General features: G+C 54.0%; 20 protein-coding genes. 10 read left to right on the forward strand and 10 right to left on the reverse strand.

Annotation, left to right across the window (positions count from 1 at the left end):
• The 4 genes from NA197_RS21540 to citS form a co-directional block, all read right to left on the reverse strand.
• Positions 1-509: sodium ion-translocating decarboxylase subunit beta (locus NA197_RS21540; RefSeq protein ID WP_039511461.1), on the reverse strand; the 509-nt coding region annotated here is incomplete at its 3' end.
• A 12-nt stretch (positions 510-521) separates the two neighbouring features.
• Positions 522-2,288, reverse strand: a complete 1,767-nt coding sequence (oadA, locus tag NA197_RS21545) for a sodium-extruding oxaloacetate decarboxylase subunit alpha (RefSeq protein ID WP_208215173.1) — start codon at positions 2,286-2,288, stop codon at positions 522-524.
• A 15-nt stretch (positions 2,289-2,303) separates the two neighbouring features.
• On the reverse strand, positions 2,304-2,543 hold the full coding sequence (locus NA197_RS21550) for an oxaloacetate decarboxylase subunit gamma (RefSeq protein ID WP_001762501.1): 240 nt from the start codon (positions 2,541-2,543) through the stop codon (positions 2,304-2,306).
• 158 nt (positions 2,544-2,701) lie between these two features.
• Complete coding sequence (citS, locus tag NA197_RS21555) at positions 2,702-4,042, reverse strand: citrate/sodium symporter CitS (RefSeq protein ID WP_000183602.1); 1,341 nt, start codon at positions 4,040-4,042, stop codon at positions 2,702-2,704.
• Between the two features lie 244 nt (positions 4,043-4,286).
• Between citS and citC the strand changes: the two genes are divergently transcribed.
• The 10 genes from citC to caiF all read left to right on the forward strand — a co-directional run bounded on the left by citC (position 4,287) and on the right by caiF (position 16,414).
• Complete coding sequence (citC, locus tag NA197_RS21560; RefSeq protein WP_074181626.1) at positions 4,287-5,330, forward strand: [citrate (pro-3S)-lyase] ligase; 1,044 nt, start codon at positions 4,287-4,289, stop codon at positions 5,328-5,330.
• 29 nt (positions 5,331-5,359) lie between these two features.
• Positions 5,360-5,653, forward strand: coding sequence for a citrate lyase acyl carrier protein (gene citD / locus NA197_RS21565; RefSeq protein WP_000691461.1), 294 nt, complete (start codon positions 5,360-5,362; stop codon positions 5,651-5,653).
• The gene (citE, locus tag NA197_RS21570) at positions 5,650-6,519 is read left to right on the forward strand and encodes a citrate (pro-3S)-lyase subunit beta (protein WP_001247811.1); all 870 of its coding nucleotides are present in this window, start codon (positions 5,650-5,652) and stop codon (positions 6,517-6,519) included. The genes citD and citE overlap by 4 nt, the downstream gene beginning before the upstream one ends.
• A 10-nt stretch (positions 6,520-6,529) precedes the next feature.
• Positions 6,530-8,050 (forward strand): citrate lyase subunit alpha, encoded by a 1,521-nt coding sequence (gene citF / locus NA197_RS21575; RefSeq protein WP_000665573.1) that lies wholly within the window; start codon positions 6,530-6,532, stop codon positions 8,048-8,050.
• The gene (gene citX, locus NA197_RS21580; RefSeq protein WP_000679050.1) at positions 8,050-8,601 is read left to right on the forward strand and encodes a citrate lyase holo-[acyl-carrier protein] synthase; all 552 of its coding nucleotides are present in this window, start codon (positions 8,050-8,052) and stop codon (positions 8,599-8,601) included. The genes citF and citX overlap by 1 nt, the downstream gene beginning before the upstream one ends.
• Positions 8,579-9,487, forward strand: a complete 909-nt coding sequence (citG, locus tag NA197_RS21585; RefSeq protein ID WP_001103238.1) for a triphosphoribosyl-dephospho-CoA synthase CitG — start codon at positions 8,579-8,581, stop codon at positions 9,485-9,487. Before citX ends, citG begins: the two co-directional genes overlap by 23 nt.
• 179 nt (positions 9,488-9,666) lie before the next feature.
• On the forward strand, positions 9,667-10,488 hold the full coding sequence (gene dapB, locus NA197_RS21590; RefSeq protein ID WP_000544030.1) for a 4-hydroxy-tetrahydrodipicolinate reductase: 822 nt from the start codon (positions 9,667-9,669) through the stop codon (positions 10,486-10,488).
• Between the two features lie 862 nt (positions 10,489-11,350).
• Positions 11,351-12,499, forward strand: a complete 1,149-nt coding sequence (carA, locus tag NA197_RS21595; protein WP_058116220.1) for a glutamine-hydrolyzing carbamoyl-phosphate synthase small subunit — start codon at positions 11,351-11,353, stop codon at positions 12,497-12,499.
• Positions 12,500-12,517: 18 nt separating this feature from the next.
• Positions 12,518-15,745, forward strand: coding sequence for a carbamoyl-phosphate synthase large subunit (carB, locus tag NA197_RS21600; protein WP_079849450.1), 3,228 nt, complete (start codon positions 12,518-12,520; stop codon positions 15,743-15,745).
• A 273-nt stretch (positions 15,746-16,018) separates the two neighbouring features.
• Complete coding sequence (gene caiF / locus NA197_RS21605) at positions 16,019-16,414, forward strand: carnitine metabolism transcriptional regulator CaiF (protein WP_000333324.1); 396 nt, start codon at positions 16,019-16,021, stop codon at positions 16,412-16,414.
• Between the two features lie 77 nt (positions 16,415-16,491).
• Here caiF and caiE read toward each other — a convergent pair whose 3' ends face one another.
• The 6 genes from caiE to caiT form a co-directional block, all read right to left on the reverse strand.
• On the reverse strand, positions 16,492-17,088 hold the full coding sequence (gene caiE, locus NA197_RS21610) for a carnitine operon protein CaiE (RefSeq protein WP_000122863.1): 597 nt from the start codon (positions 17,086-17,088) through the stop codon (positions 16,492-16,494).
• Positions 17,089-17,196: 108 nt separating this feature from the next.
• Positions 17,197-17,982 carry a crotonobetainyl-CoA hydratase gene (gene caiD / locus NA197_RS21615; RefSeq protein ID WP_000004385.1) on the reverse strand — a complete coding sequence of 262 codons (786 nt, stop codon included), beginning with the start codon at positions 17,980-17,982 and terminating at the stop codon, positions 17,197-17,199.
• Positions 17,983-18,035: 53 nt separating this feature from the next.
• The gene (caiC, locus tag NA197_RS21620) at positions 18,036-19,589 is read right to left on the reverse strand and encodes a crotonobetaine/carnitine-CoA ligase (RefSeq protein WP_000355800.1); all 1,554 of its coding nucleotides are present in this window, start codon (positions 19,587-19,589) and stop codon (positions 18,036-18,038) included.
• A gap of 62 nt (positions 19,590-19,651) precedes the next feature.
• Positions 19,652-20,869 (reverse strand): L-carnitine CoA-transferase, encoded by a 1,218-nt coding sequence (gene caiB, locus NA197_RS21625; protein ID WP_001016212.1) that lies wholly within the window; start codon positions 20,867-20,869, stop codon positions 19,652-19,654.
• Between the two features lie 111 nt (positions 20,870-20,980).
• Positions 20,981-22,123, reverse strand: coding sequence for a crotonobetainyl-CoA dehydrogenase (gene caiA / locus NA197_RS21630; RefSeq protein ID WP_000347134.1), 1,143 nt, complete (start codon positions 22,121-22,123; stop codon positions 20,981-20,983).
• A gap of 34 nt (positions 22,124-22,157) precedes the next feature.
• Positions 22,158-23,675: an L-carnitine/gamma-butyrobetaine antiporter gene (gene caiT, locus NA197_RS21635; protein WP_000787073.1), complete on the reverse strand. Its 1,518-nt coding sequence runs from the start codon at positions 23,673-23,675 to the stop codon at positions 22,158-22,160.
• Positions 23,676-23,906: the final 231 nt, after the last annotated feature.

Consider the following 23,906-nt stretch of genomic DNA (forward strand, 5'->3'; position numbering starts at 1 on the left):
ATGCCGAACTGCGCCGCCGCCCCCAGCAGCAGGGTGCGCGGGTTGGCCAGCAGCGGGCCGAAGTCGGTCATCGCGCCCACGCCCATAAAGATGACCAGCGGCGCGACACCGGAGCCAATCGCCACTTTGTAGAACAACGCCAGCACCCCCGGCGTGTAGCCCATGTCCACCGCCAGATTTTCCATCTGGCCCTGCACCGACGGCAGCGCCAGCGCTAACGCCTCCTTGATGGCGTGCACGTCCGGCGCGCAGTTAAGCTTCGCGGCAATCACCGCCAGCTGCCCGGCGTCGTGGTGGGCCAGCAGGCTCTCCAGCGCGGTCAGCGCCATGCCCGCTTCCGGGATGTTGGAGAGCAGCCCGCCGAAGCCAATCGGCAGCAGCAGCAGCGGCTCGAACTTCTTCGCTATCGCCAGCCACAGCAGCAGCAGGCTCACCAGCAGCATGATGGCCTGGCCTGCGCCAAGGTGCATCAGCCCCATGCCCTGAAGCAGGGCGTTCAGACTTTCCATTTCAGTTCTCCGTTACGCCAGCGTCATCAGGGTGTCGCCCACGGAGACGGCGTCCCCGGACTTCACCGCGATACCGCGTACCGTCCCGGCCTGCGCGGCGCGGATTTCGGTTTCCATCTTCATGGCTTCCAGAATCAGCAGCACATCGCCTTCGGCCACCGTCTGGCCCTCGGTGGCAATCACCTTCCAGATATTGCCCGCCAGCGGCGCGGTGACCGGGGTGCCTGCGCCTGCCGGAGCGGCAGCGGCTGGCGCGGAGGCAGGAACGGCTGCGGTCAGCTGGCTGATATCGCCGCCGTCGCTGACCTTCACCACAAAGGCCTTACCTTCCACTTCCACGGTGTAGATACCGGAGGCGGCAGGCTTCTCTGCTTTTGCCACCGGCTGCGCGGCTTCCGCCTGCGGCAGTGGCTCAAACGCCGCCGGATTGTGGCGGTTCTCAAGGAACTTCAGGCCAATCTGCGGGAACAGCGCCACGGTGAGCACGTCGTCGATGGCGTTTCCCGCAAGCTGAATGCCCTTCTCCTGCGCCTGGCGCCTGACGTCCGCTTCCAGTTCAGCCAGTTCCGGTTTGAGTAAATCCGCCGGACGGCAGGTCACCGGGGCGCCCCCTTCCAGCACGCGGGCCTGTAACGCGGCGTTCACCGGCACCGGGGTGTGGCCGTATTCGCCTTTCAGAATGCCCGCCGTTTCTTTGGCAATGGTTTTGTAGCGCTCGCCGGTCAGGACGTTGAGCACCGCCTGGGTGCCGACAATCTGCGAGGTTGGGGTCACCAGCGGGATAAAGCCGAGGTCCTCGCGCACGCGGGGGATTTCCGCCAGCACCTGGTCGAGTTTGTCCGCCGCGTTCTGCTGCTTCAGCTGGCTTTCGAGGTTGGTGAGCATTCCGCCCGGTACCTGGGCCACCAGAATACGGCTGTCGTAGCCCTTCAGCTGGCCTTCAAAGGCATGATACTTTTTGCGCACCTCGCGGAAGTACGCGGCGATATTTTCCAGCTTCAGGATATCCAGCCCGGTGTCGTGCTCAGTACCTGCCAACGTCGCCACCAGCGCTTCGGTGGCCGGGTGGCCGTAGGTGGCGCTCATGGACGAAATTGCCGTGTCGACGCCGTCGACGCCCGCCTCGATAGCCTTCAGCAGGGCCATCTCCGCCATCCCGGTGGTGGCGTGACAGTGCAGGTGCAGGCGCACCTCAAAACGTTTTTTGATTTCGCTCACCAGCTCATACGCCGCCATCGGCGTGAGAATGCCGGACATATCCTTGATGGCAATCGAGTCAACGCCGGTCTCTAACAACTGTTCGGTTAAATCCAGCCAGGTCTGCAGGGTGTGCGCCGGGCTGGTGGTGTAACTCAGGGTCCCCTGGGCGTGGGCGCCGTGGCTGCGCACCGCCTGCAGTGCGGCTTTCATATTGCGCGGGTCGTTCATGGCATCGAAGACGCGGAACACATCCATGCCGTTTTTCACCGCGCGTTCAACGAAGCGTTCCACCACGTCATCGGCGTAATGGCGGTAGCCGAGCAGGTTCTGGCCGCGCAGCAGCATCTGCAGCGGGGTTTTGGGCATGGCTTTTTTGAGTTCGCGCAGGCGGACCCACGGGTCTTCGCCGAGGAAACGGATGCAGGCGTCAAAGGTGGCGCCGCCCCAGCATTCGAGGGAGCCGTAGCCCACGTCGTCGAGCTGGGCGGCAATCGGCAGCATATCGTCAAGACGCAGGCGGGTGGCGAACAGGGACTGGTGGGCGTCACGCAGGACGACGTCGGTAATGGCAATAGTCATGGATCCCTCCGGGAATTAAGCGTTAAGGCGGTGATGGTGAATGGCGGCGGCAATCACCGGCTTTAAGCGGGTGAAGTCGTCCACGGCGGGAACGGCGCGCGGTGCGGGCGCGGCGACGGGTTCCGGGAAGAAGCGAGTAATCACGGCGGACATGCCGCGGATGGCGAAAATCAGCAGGAACAGAAACGCCAGCACGAACCCCATCCCTAAAAACATCAGGGTGAAACCTTCACCCAGTAGTACAGCTTCATTCATGAATCATTTTCCATAATGAGAGGCACGACGGTGGCCTTGACGACAACCTTCCTGGTGAATCCGGCTAAGGAGTAGAGTGGATTTCCCTTGGCCACCTCTGGCTTTGGCCTCTACTTTTCTCCAGGTCGTTTGCGGCAAAGACACCGCCGTGCGTTTTTTTACACCATCATGCTGAACACGATGCTAGCGATAACCAGCACAATACCGCCGCCCAGACGAGAGGAAATTTGTGCATATGAAATGAGGTTCATACGGTTACAGGCGGAGAGCACTTCCAGATCGCCGGAGCCGCCGCGGTTGGCCATACAAAGACCCGCAGTAATGGATGATTCAATCGGGTAGAAGCCAATCAACCAGCCCCCGATAGCTGCGCCAACGACTGCGCCGACCACAATGATTGCGGCGATAACTACGTTCGCGAACGTCAGGGCATCGATGATCTCTTGCAGATCGGTGTAGCAAACACCCACACCGACCATCAGCACCCACAGCAGTTGTTTGGAGAAGAAGTCAGAAAGACGTTTCGCCCCGGCTTTAATCTCCGGTGAGCAAAGACCTGATGCGTTCAGCGCAGCAACAATCAGAACCATCCAGGCGAAGTAGTGAATAGAGACGCCGCCGATGCTTGGCAGAATTTTCTTGGCAACAACATAGGCCAGCAGGAAGCAGGTGGTGGATAACACCATGCCAACCGCCGTTTCACGATGGGTAATCTGACCGGCCTTTTCATCATCTTCGGTTTTGAAGGAAGCCTTACGAACCAACTCACCTTCACCGCTAAGCCAGGTGTATTTTTTGCCTATCATATCGAGGAGGGCGGCGAAAATAATGGCGAAGATATTCGCAATGGTCAGAATAGCAATAGCCGTTGAGTAATACTCTTCGCGAGAACGTCCGGTAACCGAGTGATAAATTTCAGACAGAGGCACGGCGCCCGCGCCGTTACCACCGCCCATAATCGGCAGAACGTACAGCATCATGATACGGTCGACCGGGATACCGAAGCACAGACCAATGACGATACCGAAAAGGGACGCGCCGACAATCCCGGCGAGGATGGTTGGGATATAGCCCAGCAGTGATTTTAATAGCAGCTTACGGTTTACCGACAGGATCGCGCCTGTGATCAACACTGCGATAAACAGGTTAAGGAAGTTGCTTTTATCCATTACGTTGCTGATCGCATCAATTTCTTTCTGCGTAAATATGCCAGCATAGACAAAATAAGCTGCAACCAGAAATATCATAACCGGTGCGCCGCCAATATATTTATTGAAGATCGGTAAACGTTTGCCGATTTCACCAAAAATGGCCCCCATCACAAACATAAGGGCAAAACCACCGACTAAGTCAGTCGGTATAGCATTATAAAAATGAGAAAGTAATAAAGTAATTAATGCAAAGGCATAAAGCGGTAGCGGCATACCAAAGATTTTGAATCTGAGTAAATCGCTAGCCCCCTTTTTCTCCGTCGCCGAAGCCTGGGTCATGTTGGTCATAAACATTTTCCTGTGTATTGATGGATAACAAGACCCGCGCATACTAATAAATTCAATGAACCATGAGATGTGACTATCTTCACTGAATGGTTGTGTTTTTAATTAATTTAATTATTTTTATTAACTCTGGTTAATTAAGGAAATAAAAACCATAAAGCTTATAAAAGCAAGGGGGAAAGTGTGATGTCTATTCCAGACGAGTAATACAAACGCTGGCGAAATATGCGACGTTATTTGCTGACGGATGCAGAATAGAGTGAATCTAATATTTAAACGCATTTATTTGCAAAAGGATGTATTGCGTCGCGAGTCGGTCGCCATGTTTCTGGAGGACGTGGGACTTGCCCTGGAAGACGATTGTGAAATCGCGGTATGCGCATATTGGCAGGGTGAGATAGTTGGATGCGGCTCGCTGGCCGGGAACGTACTGAAATGCATCGCTGTTTCCCCGGTTTTACAGGGGGAAGGGCTCAGCCTCAAATTGCTGACTGAGCTGCTTACATTGGCCTACGAGTTAAACCGCAGCGAGCTTTTCCTGTTCACTAAGCCGCAAAATCGGTTGCTATTTTCTGGCGCGGGGTTTTGGCCCATTGCGCAGGCAGGTGAGTTGGCGGTGTTAATGGAGAACAGCAGTGAACGGTTAGCGCGCTTTTGTCGCCAACTGGCGCTTTATCGTCAACCGGGAAAAACGATCGGCGCCATCGTCATGAACGCCAATCCGTTTACCTTGGGCCACCGTTATCTGGTGGAGCAAGCGGCTGCGGCCTGTGACTGGTTGCATCTGTTTGTGGTCAAAGAAGATGCTTCATTTTTTTCCTATACCGACCGTTGGGCGCTGATCGAACAAGGAATCGCGGGCATTGACAACGTCACGTTGCATCCCGGCTCCGCTTATATGATCTCGCGTGCGACCTTTCCCGGCTATTTCCTCAAAGAAAAAGGGGTTGTGGACGACTGCTATTGCCAGATCGATCTGCAACTCTTCCGTGAACATCTGGCTCCAGCGCTGGGGATTACCCATCGTTTTGTCGGCAGTGAACCGTTTTGTCCGCTGACCTGTGCCTATAACCAGCGAATGCACGACATTTTGCACGATCCGAAGCGCAGCGGCCCGGTTATTGAGGTCGTCGAGCTGGCGCGGGTGGAGAAAAACGGCGTGGCTATTTCCGCCTCTCGCGTCAGAAAACTGTATAGCGAACGTAATTGGCCGGCGATAAGCGCGCTGGTGCCTGCTGGCACCCTGGCATATCTGCAGCGGCATGCCGCCAGACACACTGAAACCATATGACGTAACACCGTTAACAAGGAATATAACTAATGAAAATCATTAAAGATGCCCTGGCAGGCACGCTGGAATCCAGCGATGTGATGATCAGGATTGGTCCATCCAGCGAGCCAGGAATTCGGCTGGAGCTAGAGAGTCTGGTGAAGCAGCAGTTTGGCGCGGCGATTGAGCAAGTCGTGCGCGAAACGCTGGCGAAGCTGGGCGTCGAACGTGCGCTGGTTAGCGTCGATGATAAAGGCGCGCTGGAGTGTATTTTACGCGCCCGAGTGCAGGCGGCGGCGCTGCGCGCTGCAGAACAAACGGAAATTCAATGGAGTGCGCTATGAGACCTCGTCGCAGTATGTTGTTTATTCCCGGCGCAAATGCGGCCATGTTGAGCACCTCGTTTGTCTATGGTGCGGACGCGGTGATGTTCGACTTAGAAGACGCCGTAGCATTACGTGAGAAAGATACCGCCCGTCTTTTAGTCCATCACGCGCTTCAACATCCGTTCTATCAGGATGTTGAAAAAGTGGTGCGCATTAATCCACTGAACACGCCGTTCGGTCTGGCCGATCTTGAAGCCGTCGTGCGTGGTGGCGCGGATATCGTGCGTCTACCGAAAACCGACAGCAAAAACGATGTGCTGGAGTTGGAAGCGCAGGTCGAACGGATCGAGCGTGAATGTGGACGTGAAGTTGGCAGTACCAGGCTGATGGCGGCGATCGAATCAGCGAAAGGCGTGGTCAATGCCGTCGACATCGCCACCTCCAGCCCGCGCATGGTGGCAATTGCGCTGGCGGCATTTGATTACGTGATGGATATGGGCACCAGCCGGGGCGATGGCACCGAGCTGTTCTACGCCCGCTGCGCAGTGCTGCATGCGGCGCGCGTTGCGGGTATTGCCGCCTATGATGTCGTTTGGTCGGATATCAATAATGAAGAAGGCTTCCTGAAGGAAGTGCAGTTGGCGAAAGGGCTTGGTTTTAACGGTAAGTCCTTAGTGAACCCACGTCAGATTGAGCTGTTACATCAGGCTTATTCTCCGACACGTAAAGAAGTTGAGCATGCGTATGAGGTGATTGCCGCCGCTGAAGAGGCTGAGTCTCGCGGTCTGGGCGTCGTTTCACTCAACGGCAAAATGATTGACGGCCCGATTATCGACCACGCGCGCAAAGTGGTGGCGCTGTCGGCTTCCGGTATTCGTGATTAAGGAAGGAACCATGAAAGAGACTGTAACCATGCTCAACCAGCAATATGTCGTACCGGAAGGATTACAGCCCTACCAGGGGGTAACAGCGAACAGCCCGTGGCTTGCCAGTGAAACGGAAAAGCGTCGGCGTAAAATTTGTGACTCGCTTGAAGAGGCTATCCGTCGTTCCGGGCTTAAAAATGGCATGACGATATCCTTCCACCATGCGTTTCGTGGTGGCGACAAAGTCGTCAATATGGTGATGGCGAAGCTGGCGGAAATGGGATTCCGCGATCTGACGCTTGCCTCCAGCTCATTAATTGATGCCCACTGGCCGCTTATCGAACACATTAAAAATGGCGTGGTGCGGCAGATTTACACCTCCGGGCTGCGCGGCAAGTTAGGGGAAGAGATCTCCGCTGGCCTGATGGAAAACCCGGTACAGATCCACTCTCACGGCGGCCGCGTAAAACTGATTCAGAGCGGTGAGCTGAATATTGATGTCGCTTTCCTCGGCGTGCCGTGCTGCGACGAATTTGGTAATGCGAACGGTTTTAGCGGCAAGTCACGCTGCGGCTCTTTAGGGTATGCGCAGGTTGATGCGCAGTACGCTAAATGCGTGGTGCTCCTGACTGAAGAGTGGGTCGAGTTCCCCAATTATCCGGCCAGTATCGCGCAGGATCAGGTTGATTTGATCGTGCAGGTGGATGAGGTAGGGGATCCGGAAAAAATCACCGCGGGCGCGATTCGTCTGTCCAGCAACCCGCGTGAACTGTTGATCGCCCGGCAGGCGGCCAATGTGATCGAACACTCGGGCTATTTTTGTGACGGTTTCTCGCTGCAAACCGGCACCGGTGGCGCATCTCTGGCGGTCACCCGTTTCCTGGAAGACAAAATGCGTCGGCACAACATTACGGCGAGTTTTGGCCTGGGCGGGATCACCGGCACCATGGTGGATCTGCATGAGAAAGGGTTGATCAAAGCGCTGCTGGATACGCAATCATTCGATGGCGATGCAGCCCGTTCTCTGGCGCAGAATCCACATCATATTGAAATTTCAACCAATCAATACGCGAACCCCGCCTCTAAAGGCGCGGCATGCGAACGCCTGAATGTGGTGATGCTGAGCGCACTGGAAATTGACGTGAATTTTAACGTTAACGTGATGACCGGTTCAAACGGCGTACTGCGTGGCGCATCGGGCGGCCATAGCGATACGGCAGCAGGGGCCGATCTCACCATTATTACCGCACCGCTGGTCCGTGGCCGAATCCCATGTGTGGTGGAAAAAGTGCTGACTACCGTCACGCCTGGGGCAAGTGTTGATGTGCTGGTTACCGACCATGGTATTGCAGTGAACCCTGCGCGTCAGGATCTGCTTGATAACCTGCGTGCTGCGGGCGTGGCGCTGATGACCATCGAACAACTGCAACAGCGCGCTGAGCAACTGACCGGTAAACCGCAGCCGATTGAGTTTACCGATCGGGTGGTGGCTGTGGTGCGTTATCGCGACGGTTCAGTGATTGACGTGATTCGCCAGGTTAAAGGCTGATGAAGGGCACAGACCTGCTGTACCAGGGCCAGGCAGTTACGCTGGAGGAGATGCTACAAGCGCGCGATAAACGTGCCGCCAGGCAGCGTCAGGCGTTGAACTGCTATCGGCTACCGTTGATTTCCCTCACGCTGGTTGCACCGGGCGCCGTTAAAAACTCAGCGGTCTGGCGGCGTGTCGCCGATTACGCAATTGCCGAAATACTGGCGCTTTGCGAACAGAAGGAGTGGGTCAACGTCTGGGAAATGCAGGTAAATGAACGCAGCGGCCCGGAATGGATGGCAGCGGTCTGTGCGCCGGCAATGGCGTTGAAACAGCACATGTCGACACTAGAGATGAGCCATCCGTTAGGGCGGCTTTGGGACATCGACATTATTGATAGCGACGGTAAGTCGCTATCACGCCGTGAACTCGGGCATCCTGCCCGGCCATGTTTGATATGCCAGCAGGATGCTCATCTCTGTGCCCGGGGCAAGCATCACACCCTTGACCTTTTGTTGGATGAAATTGCACGAAGGATTGAATGCTATGAACGTGAGCGTTGTGACTGAACGGCGTACGCCAGCGTACTCATCGCTGGCGGCTGGCGAACTTAATGGGTTGGTTGCAAGAGCGCTGCTGACGGAAGCCAGGCTGACACCAAAACCCGGTCTGGTCGATATTCGTAATTCGGGAGCGCATAGGGATATGGATCTGGCGGCATTTGAACGTAGCACTACCGCCATTGCTCCGTGGATGGAAAAGTTTTTTATCATGGGCAACAACACGGCGGCGCTGGCGGCAGAAAATGTCCTGGTGATGCTGCGTCCGCTGGGGATGGCCTGTGAGAACGATATGCTACAGGCGACCAATGGTGTGAATACCCATCGCGGGGCGATTTTCGCTTTTGGCCTGCTGAGCGCAGCGATTGGCCGACTTCTCGCGCGGGGAGAACCGTTGGAGCAAAATCGTATCTGCGACCAGGTTGCCCGCCTGAGTCGGAATATTGTTGCCCACGAGCTCTCAGCAAAAAAAGCGGGAAAACTGACAAAGAGTGAAACCCATTTCCAGTGTTATGGCCTGTCGGGCGCGCGGGGAGAAGCGGAAAGCGGTTTTCGAACCGTCAGAACGCAGGCTTTGCCGGTGTTTAACCGGGTCGTGCAGGAGCATGACGATACCCATCTTGCCCTACTGCAAACATTGTTGCATCTGATGGCGTGGAATGATGATACCAATCTGGTGTCACGGGGAGGCCTGGAAGGGCTTTACTACGTGCAGCAGCAGGCACAAAAATTATTGTGGCAAGGGGGCGTATTGGTTGAGGGGGGCATTGAAGCGATGCAGTCCCTTGATGATGAACTCATCCTGCGTAACTTAAGCCCTGGCGGTAGCGCGGATTTACTGGCAGTGACCTGGTTTTTAAGTCATTTTCCTGCCGGTTCCCTCTATCCTGAGTAAGTTTCTCTTCTTTCATTCTCTCCAGCAATGATTCATCCTGCGGGATGAATCATGTCTTTTACTGATATCGCTCCCTGTTTATCATTAATTTCTAATTATCGGCGATTTTAGATGGCGGCCTCCGGGCGCGCTGGTTACTCTGAAAACGGTTTACGCAATTTTTACAAAAGAGAATAGCTATGCATGAAGCACAAATCCGCGTCGCCATTGCCGGCGCCGGTGGCCGCATGGGACGGCAGTTAATCCAGGCCGCCATGGCGATGGAAGGTGTTCAGCTGGGTGCCGCGCTGGAGCGCGAAGGCTCTTCCTTGCTGGGCAGCGATGCTGGCGAACTGGCAGGGGCGGGAAAGTCCGGCGTGATCGTTCAAAGCAGCCTTGAGGCGGTAAAAGATGATTTTGACGTTTTCATCGATTTTACCCGTCCGGAAGGCACGTTGACGCATCTGGCGTTTTGCCGCCAGCATGGTAAAGGGATGGTGATTGGTACTACCGGCTTTGACGACGCCGGTAAACAGGCCATTCGCGAGGCGTCGCAAGAGATTGCGATCGTTTTCGCCGCAAACTTTAGCGTCGGCGTTAACGTCATGCTCAAGCTGCTGGAGAAAGCCGCGAAGGTAATGGGCGACTATAGCGATATTGAAATTATTGAAGCGCACCACCGCCATAAAGTGGATGCACCGTCGGGTACGGCGCTGGCAATGGGCGAGGCAATCGCCGGGGCGCTGGATAAAGATCTGAAGGACTGCGCGGTCTACTCGCGTGAAGGTTATACCGGCGAGCGCGTACCGGGAACGATTGGCTTTGCAACCGTTCGGGCGGGCGACATCGTCGGCGAACATACCGCGATGTTTGCCGATATTGGCGAGCGCGTAGAGATTACGCATAAAGCTTCCAGCCGCATGACGTTTGCAAATGGCGCGTTGCGATCGGCGTTATGGCTAAAAACGAAGAAAAATGGGCTATTTGACATGCGGGATGTGCTGGGGCTGGATGTATTATAGCGACTAAATACCTTCGTGATGTGGTTGTGGTAATCAAGATTAATTGATTACAAAGGGCAATATATTATTGCCCTTTTGTTTTTTTGCCCCCCGGTTATTCGGCCAGATAAATAACGACTTTCGCCATTCATGTTTCGACAGTTTCTTCGCCCACGACATGTTCTGCCGCAGTGGCTTACCGTATGCAAAAGGCACCTCGACCAGACTGATAAGACTGATATCCATTGGGGGGGTAGTGCTGTTCCACGGGATCGTTTTATCTCTTTTGCTTCAATAGGTTGGCTTTTTTATGCTGTAGTGAGGCTGGTTGTGGTCCAATCGTATGCGCTAGTCTTAAAGAAAAAGAAGTTAGATCTTTATATCTAAATTGGAGTTATCATTATATTGTCTTAACTTGCTGTTTTTTGTGATTTTATGATGCGATTGATTTGTTTTTTATTTTTATAACAAGTTGATTTTTAAGTTATTTTTTTTGTTAATTTGCTTAATTTTGAATTTTTATTAATTTAATAACATTAATGGCTATTAAATGAATTTTTATCGTTTTTTTTTGTTGTTTTAATGTGAAATTTGACCATTTGGTCCACTTTTTATCATGGCAGCCAGTTTTTTGCGAACTCAAGGAAGCGCAAGCGTTTTCTATCGTCACTTAGTTGATCTTTTTGCCTCTTAAACAGAATAACTTCCTTATAATGTGCAAAATAACATAAAAAATACCCGCTTTAAGTTGACTTTTATCCGGCTTAACTTCAGAATGCCGCCGTTTGCCAGAAATCCACGGGTAAGCAAATTTGCATTGCTTCATACTGACTGAATGAATTAATATGCAAATAAAGTGAGTGAATATTCTCTGGAGGGTGTTTTGATTAAGTCAGCGCTATTGGTTCTGGAAGACGGAACCCAGTTTCACGGTCGGGCCATAGGGGCAACAGGTTCGGCGGTTGGGGAAGTCGTTTTCAATACTTCAATGACCGGTTATCAAGAAATCCTCACTGATCCTTCCTATTCCCGCCAAATCGTCACTCTTACTTATCCCCATATTGGTAATGTCGGCACCAATGAAGCCGATGAAGAATCTTCTCAGGTTCATGCGCAAGGTTTAGTGATTCGCGATCTGCCGTTGATTGCCAGCAACTTCCGTAACACCGAAGACCTCTCTTCTTACCTCAAACGGCATAACATTGTGGCGATTGCTGATATCGATACCCGCAAGCTGACCCGACTGCTGCGTGAGAAAGGCGCACAGAACGGCTGCATCATTGCAGGCGATAGCCCGGATGCGAAGCTGGCGCTGGAAAAAGCGAAAGCATTTCCTGGACTGAACGGTATGGATCTGGCGAAAGAAGTGACCACGACGGAAACTTACCGCTGGACGCAGGGTAGCTGGACGCTGAAAGACGGTTTACCGGAAGCGAAATCTGAGGATGACCTGCCGTTCCATGTGGTGGCCTACGATTTTGGCGCCAAGCGCAACATTCTACGTATGCTGGTGGATCGCGGCTGCCGCCTGACGGTGGTGCCAGCGCAGACCTCTGCTGAAGAGGTGCTGAAAATGAATCCGGACGGCATCTTCCTGTCAAACGGCCCTGGCGACCCGGCTCCGTGCGACTACGCGATTACTGCTATCCAGAAATTCCTCGAAACCGACATTCCGCTATTTGGCATCTGCCTCGGCCATCAGCTGCTGGCGCTGGCGAGCGGTGCGAAGACCGTTAAGATGAAGTTCGGCCATCACGGCGGCAACCATCCGGTAAAAGATATGGACAGAAACGTGGTGATGATCACCGCGCAGAACCACGGCTTTGCGGTGGATGAAGACTCGCTGCCAGCGAATCTACGCGTGACCCACAAGTCGCTGTTCGACGGCACCCTGCAAGGGATTCACCGTACCGATAAACCGGCGTTCAGCTTCCAGGGTCACCCGGAGGCGAGCCCAGGCCCGCACGATGCGGCGCCGCTGTTCGACCACTTTATCGAGCTTATTGAGCAATACCGTCAGTCCGCGAAATAATCAGGAGTAATAAGAGCCATGCCAAAACGTACAGATATAAAAAGCATCCTGATTCTGGGCGCGGGCCCGATTGTTATCGGTCAGGCGTGTGAGTTTGACTACTCCGGCGCTCAGGCGTGTAAAGCGCTGCGCGAAGAAGGCTACCGCGTTATTCTGGTGAACTCCAACCCGGCCACCATCATGACCGACCCGGAAATGGCCGATGCCACCTACATCGAGCCGATTCACTGGGAAGTGGTGCGCAAAATCATTGAAAAAGAGCGTCCGGATGCAGTGCTGCCGACCATGGGCGGCCAGACCGCGCTGAACTGCGCGCTGGAGCTGGAGCGGCAGGGCGTGCTCGAAGAGTTCGGCGTCACCATGATTGGCGCCACCGCCGACGCCATTGATAAAGCCGAAGACCGTCGTCGCTTCGATATCGCGATGAAGAAAATTGGTCTCGACACCGCGCGTTCCGGTATCGCGCACACCATGGAAGAAGCGCTGGCGGTTGCCGCTGATGTGGGCTTCCCGTGCATCATCCGTCCGTCCTTTACCATGGGCGGCACCGGCGGCGGTATCGCTTACAACCGTGAAGAGTTCGAAGAAATCTGCGAACGCGGTCTGGACCTCTCGCCAACCAACGAGCTGCTGATTGATGAATCGCTGATCGGCTGGAAAGAGTACGAGATGGAAGTGGTGCGTGATAAAAACGACAACTGCATCATCGTCTGCTCTATCGAAAACTTCGATGCGATGGGTATCCACACCGGTGACTCGATCACCGTGGCGCCCGCGCAGACTCTGACCGACAAAGAATATCAAATCATGCGTAACGCCTCGATGGCGGTACTGCGTGAAATCGGCGTCGAAACCGGCGGTTCTAACGTCCAGTTCGCAGTGAACCCGAAAAACGGTCGTCTGATCGTTATCGAAATGAACCCGCGCGTCTCCCGCTCCTCGGCGCTGGCGTCGAAAGCCACCGGTTTCCCGATTGCCAAAGTGGCGGCCAAACTGGCGGTGGGTTATACCCTCGACGAGCTGATGAACGACATCACCGGTGGCCGTACGCCGGCCTCCTTCGAGCCGTCCATCGACTATGTGGTTACTAAAATTCCGCGCTTTAACTTTGAGAAATTCGCCGGTGCTAACGACCGTCTGACCACCCAGATGAAATCGGTCGGGGAAGTGATGGCGATTGGCCGCACCCAGCAGGAATCCCTGCAAAAAGCGCTGCGAGGCCTGGAAGTGGGCGCCACCGGCTTCGACCCGAAAGTCAGCCTCGACGACCCGGAAGCGCTGACCAAAATCCGCCGCGAGCTGAAAGACGCGGGCGCCGAGCGTATCTGGTACATCGCCGATGCTTTCCGTGCGGGCTTGTCTGTGGATGGCGTCTTTAACCTGACCAACATCGACCGCTGGTTCCTGGTGCAAATTGAAGAGCTGGTGCGTCTGGAAGAGAAAGTGGCTGAAGTCGGGATTACTGGCCTCAACGCCGACTTCCTGCGTCAGCTCAAGCGTAAAGGGTTTGCCGATGCGCGTCTGGCAAAACTGGCTGGCGTACGCGAGGCGGAAATCCGTAAGCTGCGTGATCAGTATGACCTGCACCCGGTTTACAAACGCGTGGATACCTGCGCGGCGGAATTCGCCACCGATACCGCCTACATGTACTCCACTTATGAAGATGAGTGCGAAGCGAACCCGTCCGTTGACCGCGATAAAATCATGGTCCTCGGCGGCGGCCCGAACCGTATCGGCCAGGGTATCGAATTTGACTACTGCTGCGTACACGCCTCGCTGGCGCTGCGCGACGACGGTTACGAGACCATCATGGTCAACTGTAACCCGGAAACCGTCTCCACCGACTACGACACTTCCGACCGTCTGTACTTCGAGCCGGTGACGCTGGAAGACGTGCTGGAAATCGTGCGCATCGAGAAGCCGAAAGGCGTTATCGTGCAGTACGGCGGCCAGACCCCGCTGAAGCTGGCGCGCGCGCTGGAAGCGGCAGGCGTGCCGGTTATCGGCACCAGCCCGGACGCCATCGACCGCGCGGAAGACCGTGAACGCTTCCAGCATGCGGTTGACCGTCTGAAGCTGAAGCAACCGGCCAACGCCACCGTCACCGCCATTGAACAGGCTGTCGAAAAAGCGAAAGAGATCGGCTACCCGCTGGTGGTACGCCCTTCTTACGTGCTGGGCGGTCGGGCGATGGAAATTGTCTATGACGAAGCCGACCTGCGTCGCTACTTCCAGACGGCGGTCAGCGTCTCTAACGATGCGCCGGTGCTGCTGGACCGCTTCCTTGATGACGCGGTTGAAGTGGACGTGGACGCTATCTGCGACGGCGAAATGGTGCTGATTGGCGGCATCATGGAGCACATTGAGCAGGCGGGCGTACACTCCGGCGACTCCGCCTGTTCCCTGCCGGCCTACACGCTGAGCCAGGAAATTCAGGACGTGATGCGCCAGCAGGTGCAGAAGCTGGCCTTCGAGTTGCAGGTGCGCGGCCTGATGAACGTGCAGTTTGCGGTCAAGGACAACGAAGTCTACCTGATTGAAGTCAACCCGCGTGCGGCGCGTACCGTACCGTTCGTCTCCAAAGCCACCGGCGTTCCGCTGGCGAAAGTGGCGGCGCGCGTGATGGCCGGCAAATCGCTGACCGAGCAGGGCGTGACCCAAGAAATTATCCCGCCGTACTACTCGGTGAAAGAAGTGGTGCTGCCGTTCAACAAATTCCCGGGCGTTGACCCGCTGTTAGGGCCAGAAATGCGCTCCACCGGGGAAGTGATGGGCGTGGGCCGTACCTTCGCGGAAGCGTTCGCTAAGGCGCAGCTGGGCAGTAACTCCACCATGAAGAAACAGGGCCGTGCGCTGCTCTCCGTCCGCGAAGGCGACAAAGAGCGCGTGGTGGATCTCGCCGCCAAGCTGCTGAAACAGGGCTTTGAGCTGGATGCCACCCACGGTACGGCGATTGTGCTGGGCGAAGCCGGTATCAACCCGCGTCTGGTGAACAAGGTGCACGAAGGTCGTCCGCACATTCAGGACCGTATCAAGAATGGCGAATATACCTATATCATCAACACCACCGCAGGTCGCCGCGCGATTGAAGACTCCAGGGTGATTCGCCGCAGCGCGCTGCAGTATAAAGTGCATTATGACACCACGCTGAACGGCGGTTTTGCCACGACGATGGCGCTCAATGCCGATGCCACCGAGAAGGTAACCTCGGTGCAGGAAATGCACGCGCAGATCAAAAAGTCGTAAACAAAGGGTCCGGCGGATATTGCTCTAACCGGACCTGTAATATAATGTTGAAAGGGTTTCTGTAAAGAAACCCTTTTTTTATCTTGCGTAAGGTCATTCCTGGAGAAGTCCGTTTCCGTAACCACATTTTCAATGTAATAAGCACGATATTGCTCACACTAATCAATATTTAAGTCGCATACTATCTTGCATATCCACAATTTTAATATGGCTTAGTTTTTATTAGTTTGGACAGGCCGTAGCCAGATTTTTAATTTGTGAAATGGTGTGCTTATGTGTGAAAAATATGTTGAAAGACCGCTTTATTTGTTAATTGCTGACTGGATGATGGCAGAGAACCGATGGATCACTGCCAGGGAGATTTCCCGTCAATTTGATATTGAACATTGCAAAGCAATTAATACGCTCTCCTATATTCTGTCAGAAGTGGGGGAAATTGTTTGTGAAGTGAAGATGATCCCTAACCAAATTGCAGGACGAGGCTGCCAGTGCCAGCGTCTGGTGAAAGTCGTGAGTATCGACTCTCAACTCTATCGCCGATTGAATCATAATTTGCAGGAAAGAAAAGTGAGCGTGGCGAAAGCGCCGCGGCTGTCTGCCGTTCCCCCCACAGAGCTAAACCGTGAGCAGAAATGGCAGATGATGCTGTCAAAAAGTATGCGTCGCTAATTGTCTGTTTAACCTGATGGCGGGGTAAACGGTAATTGACGCGTAGGCCGGATAAGCGTGAGCGCATCCGGCATCAATTACTGTGCTGATTTTGGCTTCACGTCCGTCGTGCCTTTCAGGCGCGGCCGGTTTTCTTCGACCTGCGTTAACGGCTTCGTTTCAGATAACCCCGTTCGACAACGGATCGCAAGATCCTGATATTCTTTGGTATTGAGGCGTTTCCAGTGCAGCTCCTGGTCCGTAACCTGGCGTAGTACGCGCGCAGGTGACCCCACCAGCAGTTGCCTTGCCTCACCCTGAAATCCGGCTTTGACAAAACTCATGGCGGCGACAATGCTCTCTTCGCCAATCACTGCGCCGTCCATAATGACGCTATTCATGCCGACCAGGGCGTCCCGTCCCACCACGCAGCCATGTAGAATAGCGCCGTGGCCGATATGGCCGTTTTCATGCACGATGGTATCGGTATCGCAGTAGCCATGCATAATGCAGCCATCCTGCAGATTAGAGCCTGCCTCCAGGATCAGGCGACCATAATCCCCACGCAATGACGCGAGTGGGCCAATATAAACACCGGCGCCCACGATGACATCGCCAATCAGCACGGCGCTGGGATGGACAAACGCGTCCGGATGCACCACCGGGATCAGTCCTTCAAAGGCGTAATAGCTCATAGTTGTACCTCGGTTTTTTGCCGGATGGCGGCGTAAACACCTTATCCGGCCTACGGTTGCGCATGTGCTGTAGGCCGGATAAGCGAAGCGCCATCCGGCATAGTCACATTAACGACCTTTCCACACCGGATCGCGTTTTTCGGCAAATGCCTGCGGTCCTTCGAGCGCATCTTCTGAATGCAGTACCGACGGATAATGCTTCAGCACGCCGCTGCGGATGTAGCGGTAGCCTTCTTCTACCGGCATTTCGCTGGTCGCGCGATAAATCTCTTTCAGCGCCGCGATAGCCAGCGGGGCGCTATTGACCAGTTGTTGCGCCAGTTCGCGCGCGCTCTCCATCAGTTCGCTCTGGCTGACAACGCGGTTCACGACTCCCCAACGCAGCGCTTCTTCGGCGCTCATTCGTCTGCCGGTCATTACCATTTCGTTGACGATAGCCGGTGGCAGCAGCTTAGGCAGACGCAATACGCCGCCGCTGTCAGGCACGATGCCGAGCTTGGCTTCCGGCAGCGCGAAGCTGGCGTTTTCGGCGCAGACAATAAAGTCCGCCGCCAGCGCCAGCTCAAAACCGCCGCCAAACGCGTAGCCGTTCACCGCGGCGATAACCGGCTTATCGAGGTCAAATATTTCGGTTAAACCAGCAAAGCCGCCGGGACCAAAATCGGCATCCGGCGCTTCACCTTCCGCTGCCGCTTTTAAGTCCCAGCCAGCAGAAAAGAATTTCTCCCCGCCGCCGGTAATGATTGCTACGCGTAATTCCGGATCGTCACGGAAATTAAGAAAAGCTTCACCCATTGCAAAGCTGGTTTTGGCGTCAATGGCATTCGCTTTAGGTCGGTCGAGGGTAATTTCCAGGATCGGGCCGTTACGGGTCAGATGTAATGACTCACTCATAGTTCATCTCCAGATAAATAGTTTCCCGGCGGGAGGGATTCCTGCCGGAAGGTTTATTTCAGATTTTTTTTGATTATTTTTCCTGAACAGTTGCGCGGCAGGTCGGTTCTGATCTCCATAAAAGAGGGAACCTTGAATTTCGCCATATTGTTTTCGCAGAAGCTGAAAAACTCGGCTTCGCTTAATGTTTCACCTTCATTAAGGACGATAAACGCTTTAATGGCCTCATCACGGATCGCGTCTTTAATACCAACCACCACAATGTCCTGAATTTTCGGATGCGCAGAAATAATATTTTCCAGCTCGACGCAGGAGACATTTTCCCCGCCACGTTTAATCATGTTGCAGCGTCTGTCGACAAAATAGAAATAGCCATCCTCATCCTGGTAACCCGAATCACCGGTATGTAACCAGCCCTCTGGTTCTAGCGCCCTGGCGGTTGCCTCCGGCTGCATGTAATACTCTTTGAAGATAGTCTTGCCGGGGATGCCTTTAATACAGATTTCGCCAATTTCTCCGGCGGGCAGCGGGCGATTTTGATCGTCGCGAATTTCAGCTTCATAGCTAAAACCCACGCGACCAATGGAAGGCCAGCGCCGTTTGTCTCCGGGACGGTCGCCAATAATTCCGACAATGGTTTCAGTCATACCATAAGAGGTCAGCAGCCTGACGCCAAAGCGTTCGGTAAAGGCGTCTTTTTCCTGCGCGGATAGATTGAGATAGAACATCACTTCGCGCAGATGATGCTGCCTGTCCGTTGGCGCGGCGGGCTGGACCATCAGCGTGCGGATCATCATAGGAATGCACTCGGTCACCGTCGCCTGATATTTACGTACCTGATCCCAGAAGGCCCTGGCGCTGTACTTCTCCAGGAGCACAAAGGTGCTGCCGGCGGAAAAGGCTGGCATTGCCGCGGTACACTGGCAGTCGATATGAAAAGCGGGCATCACCGTCATGTACACGTCATCATCGCGCAGGGCGATTTGCCAGGCAGAGTAGTAGCCTGCAAAACGCAGGTTATAGTGGGTAATCACCACCCCTTTTGGACGCGAGGTGGTACCGGAGGTAAACAGAATTTCCGCCGTATCGTCAGTGGATAACGCGGGCGTATAGCACAGCGTGGCCGACTGGCGTGCTTGTAGTTGGGAAAAGTGGCTCACGCCGTCGTCAGCCGGAAGCTGCTCGCCAATCAGACAGATATGATTAAGCGGAGTGCTATTGTCCTGGCGTATTTCACGGTACATAGGATAAAACTGGGCGCTGGTAACCAGCAGACTCACCTGGCTGTTTTGCAGGATCCAGGCGCTTTCTTCGCCCAGTAAGCGGGCATTAATCGGCACCATAATGGCACCGATTTTTGCCAGTCCAAACCAGCAAAAGATGAATTCCGGACAGTTATCCAGATGCAGCGCGACCCTATCACCCTTGCGGATCCCTAAGGAATAAAAAAGGTTCGCCGTGCGGTTAATCTCTTCATTGAGCGAAGCATAGCTAAACTGCCGAACGATTCCCTCACAGGATTCGAAAATTAACGCCGTTTTATCTCCGTACACCCCGGCCAGGTCGTCCCACATCTGACGTAAGTTTTGTCCGCCAACGATATCCATATTGCTTTATCCACTGAAATCAGGCGTGAGCGCTAACCGGAAAACCGATTAGCGCATCGCGTTTAATCCTCAACTTTGGCCAGGCCTTTGCCGACCAGTTCCTTAATATCTGCTTCGCTATAACCAATGTTTTTCAGAATGGCGGCGGTATCCATGCCGTGTGATGGCATGCCACGCCAGATTTTCCCCGGGTTGTTTTTAAATTTCGGCATGATGTTCGGCCCTTTACAGGTGCGACCGTCCATTGTTTGCCACTGAGTAATCGATTCGCGGGCAACGTACTGCGGGTTACCTTCCAGTTCCGGAATGGTGAGCACCTTCGCACAGGCGATATTCAGCTCAGCAAAGCGCGCCTGAACGTCGGCGATGGTGTGTGTTGCCAGCCAGGCGTCCAGTTTCTCTTCGACGAGCGGGCCGTAAGGGCATTCCACGCGATGGATGAGCTGTGTGCCTTCCGGCACTTCCGGCGTACCGAGAATGTGGGCCAGGCCAATATCTTTAAAACACTCGTTGATTTGCGTGATGCCGACCAACTCCATGACGATGTAACCATCGGCGCATTTATACAGGCCGCAACCGGCGTAGTAGGGGTCTTTCCCTTTCGTCATACGTGGACAGATTTCGCCGCCGTTGAAGTAGTCCATCATGAAGTACTGACCCATGCGCAGCATCACTTCGTACATAGCGATATCGATGCTTTCACCTTTACCCGTTTCGCGTACTTTGTGCAGGGCCGCCAGCGCGGCTGTCGTCGCGGTCATCCCGGAGAAGTAATCGGCGGTATACGGGAAGGCTGGCATCGGCTGATCAACGTCGCCGTTTTGGATCAGATAACCACTGAATGCCTGCGCGATGGTGTTATACGCCGGAAGATTGGTGTACTCCTCGGTACCATACTGGCCGAAGCCGGAAAGGTGGGCAATGACCAGTTTCGGGTTATGTTCCCACAGCACTTCATCAGTAATACCACGGCGGGCAAAGGCCGGGCCTTTACTGGCTTCAATGAAAATATCGGTGGTTTCCATCAGTTTCAGAAACGCTTCCCGACCTTCATCTTTGAAAATATTCAGCGACAGGGCGTGCAGGTTGCGGCGTGAGAGCTGCGGGTAGTTAGGCTGTACGCGGATGGTATCGGCCCATGCGACGTTTTCAATCCAGATAACCTCGGCGCCCCATTCGGCGAACATCTGTCCGGCGAATGGACCGGCGATTTCGATTCCTGAAAAAACAACGCGTACCCCAGCAAGCGGGCCAAAGGTTGGCATTGGTAAATGATTCATCATTTTTCTCCTGGCATTTTTTGCGGTATGTAGGCCGGATAAGCACAGCGCCATCCGGCATGATTGCCTGATGGCGACGCCCCGCGTCTTATCAGGCCTACAAGGGATCGATTAGCGGTATTGCTTGAGTACCGCACGACCCAACGTCAGGATCTGCATTTCATCAGAACCACCAGAAACACGGTCAACGCGCAGGTCACGCCAGAAACGCGTGATGCGGTGGTTGCCCGCGATACCAACACCTCCCAGTACCTGCATGGCGGTGTCTACCACTTCAAACGCGGCGTTGGCGCAGAAGTATTTGCACATTGCCGCGTCGCCGGAGGTAATGGTACCGTTATCCGCTTTCCACGCGGCTTCCAGCAGCATATTTTTCATGGAGTTCAGTTTGATCGCCATATGCGCAAACTTCTCCTGAATCAGCTGGAAACGGCCAATAGCTTCACCAAACTGCACGCGCTGATTAGCGTAACGCGCAGCGTCTTCAAAAGCGCACATTGCGGTACCGTAGTTGGTCAGCGCGACGAGGAAGCGCTCATGGTCAAACTCTTCTTTCACGCGGTTGAAGCCGTTACCTTCCCGACCGAACATGTCTTTTTCGTCCAGTTCAACGTCGTCAAAGGTGATTTCACAGCAGCTATCCATGCGCAGACCGAGTTTCTCCAGTTTGTTGACCTTGATACCTGCTTTGCTCATGTCCACAAACCACTCGGTGTAAACCGGTTTATCCGGCGATGCACCGTCTCTCGCCATGACCACGATGTACGGGGTATAGGCGCTACTGGTGATAAAGCACTTACTGCCATTAAGATAAACCTTACCATTTTTGCGTGTATAAGTGGTTTTCAGACTACCAACATCCGATCCCGCTCCCGGTTCGGTGATAGCAGAGTTCCACATCTGCTTACCGGTGCCCCGGAACGCCATGATTTTATCAATTTGCTCCTGAGTTCCTTCACGCAGGAAAGTGTTAAAACCTCCCGGCAATTGGTACAACACGTAAGTTGGCGCGCCAAGACGTCCCAGCTCCATCCAGACGGCGGCGACGGTAACAAAACCCGCTTCCAGACCGCCGTGTTCTTCCGGGATCAGCAGGCTATCAATACCCATATCCGCCAGCGCTTTTACAAAACGCTCAGGGTAGACGCTGTCACGATCGCACTCGGCAAAATAAGCTTCCCAGTTCTCACTGGCCATCAGTTCGCGAATACCGGCGACAAACAGCTCCTGTTCGTCATTTAAGTTGAAATCCATCTTTCAGCCTCTTGATCAATTGGGTTAATAAGAATTACTTGTCTTTCCAGTGCACTTTGGCGTCTTTAATAAAGGACAGCGTCACCATAATGTTGACGAAGAACAGCGGGCATCCTCCGGCGATAATCGCGGTCTGAATCGGTTTCAACCCACCCAGCGCCAGCAGAACGATACCGATGATGCCGACCAGCACCGACCAGCCGATACGCACTAACAGAGGCGGCTCTTCACCATCGCGAACTTCACGACAGGTCGACATCGCCAGGGTGTAAGAGCAGGCGTTAATCAGCGTGACGGTGGCAATAAAGCAGAGGATGAAGAAGCCCCACATGGTGGCGGTGCTGAGCGGCAAGGCGGCCCAGGTTTCGATAATGGCGCGCGCCACGCCGTGTTGCTCAATCAGTTGCGGAATGTTGAGGATGTTTTTATCCATCAGCAGCAGCGTGTTGCTGCCCAGCACTGTCCACAGGATCCAGGTAGACGCGGTCAGACCCATCACCATCCCGAAGCACAGTTCACGTACGGTACGACCACGGGAAATACGGGCCAGGAAGATACTCATCTGGATGGCGTAAATAACCCACCACGCCCAGTAGAAAACGGTCCAGCCCTGTGGGAAGCCGCCTTTACCGATGGCGTCGGTATAGAACAGCATCCGTGGCAGGTGCATTAACAGCATCCCGACGGAGTCGGTGAAGTAGTTCATGATGAAGCTGGCGCCGCTGACGATAAACACCCAGCCGAGCATCAGGAAGCTCAGGTAGCTACGCACATCGCTGGCGATTCTGACCCCTTTTTGCAGGCCGCAGGCCACGCAAATCGCGTTCAGAATGATCCAGCAGGTAATGATGATGGCATCCAATTGCAGCGTATGCGGAATACCGAACAGCCATTGCATACACTCGGTGACCAGCGGGGTAGCCAGACCGAGGCTGGTGCCCATCGCGAAGATCAGCGCCACCAGGTAGAAGTTATCGACGATGGTACCGAACAACCCTTTCGCATGCTTTTCACCGACGAGCGGTACCAGCGTGGAGCTGGGGCGGATGACATCCATCTTGCGTACAAAGAAGAAGTAGGCGAAGGCCACGGAAAGGAAGCTATAGGTTGCCCACGGCAATGGCCCCCAGTGGAACAGGCTGTACGCCAGACCTATCTCTTTCGCGCCTGTGGAATTTGGTTCCAGGCCGAACGGCGGGGTGGAGATATAGTAGTAGATCTCAATAGAGCCCCAGAACAGAACTGCAGCGGATGTACAGGAGGCGAACATCATGAAAATCCAGCTGGCGGTGCTAAACTCCGGTTTTTCGTCACCTAATCTCTTTTTGGCATAGGGGCCAAAAACCAGCCAGAACCAGCCGAAGAGCATAACGACCATATACCATTCAAATGCCCAACCCCAGACGTTGGTGACATAACTGAATACCGCATTAATAACGACGTTAGCGGCATCAAGATCTCTGACTGTTAGCCAGCAAAGTATCCCGACAATTATTAATGGCGGAAAAAAAACCTTCGGTTCAATTCCCGATTTTTTCTTTTCATTTTTCATAAGTGAATTCCAGTGTGAAAACGAAATTTATTTAGCGTGCCAGTCCATGAACGTTTGTTTATTTATTATTAATGATTTGTTGATAAGTTTTTAACCTCTGGGACGCCTCAATGAGTAACTCATGATGGGTATTCACTTCGGGTGATTCTGTTATCTTCGTCACACTTTTTTGCGTTGATTATTTTGTGTTTAAATTTTGGTTTTTTCTTTATTTATCAATTATTTAATTGT

The organism is Salmonella sp. NW884 (assembly GCF_051700745.1).
GTDB lineage: Bacteria > Pseudomonadota > Gammaproteobacteria > Enterobacterales > Enterobacteriaceae > Salmonella > Salmonella enterica.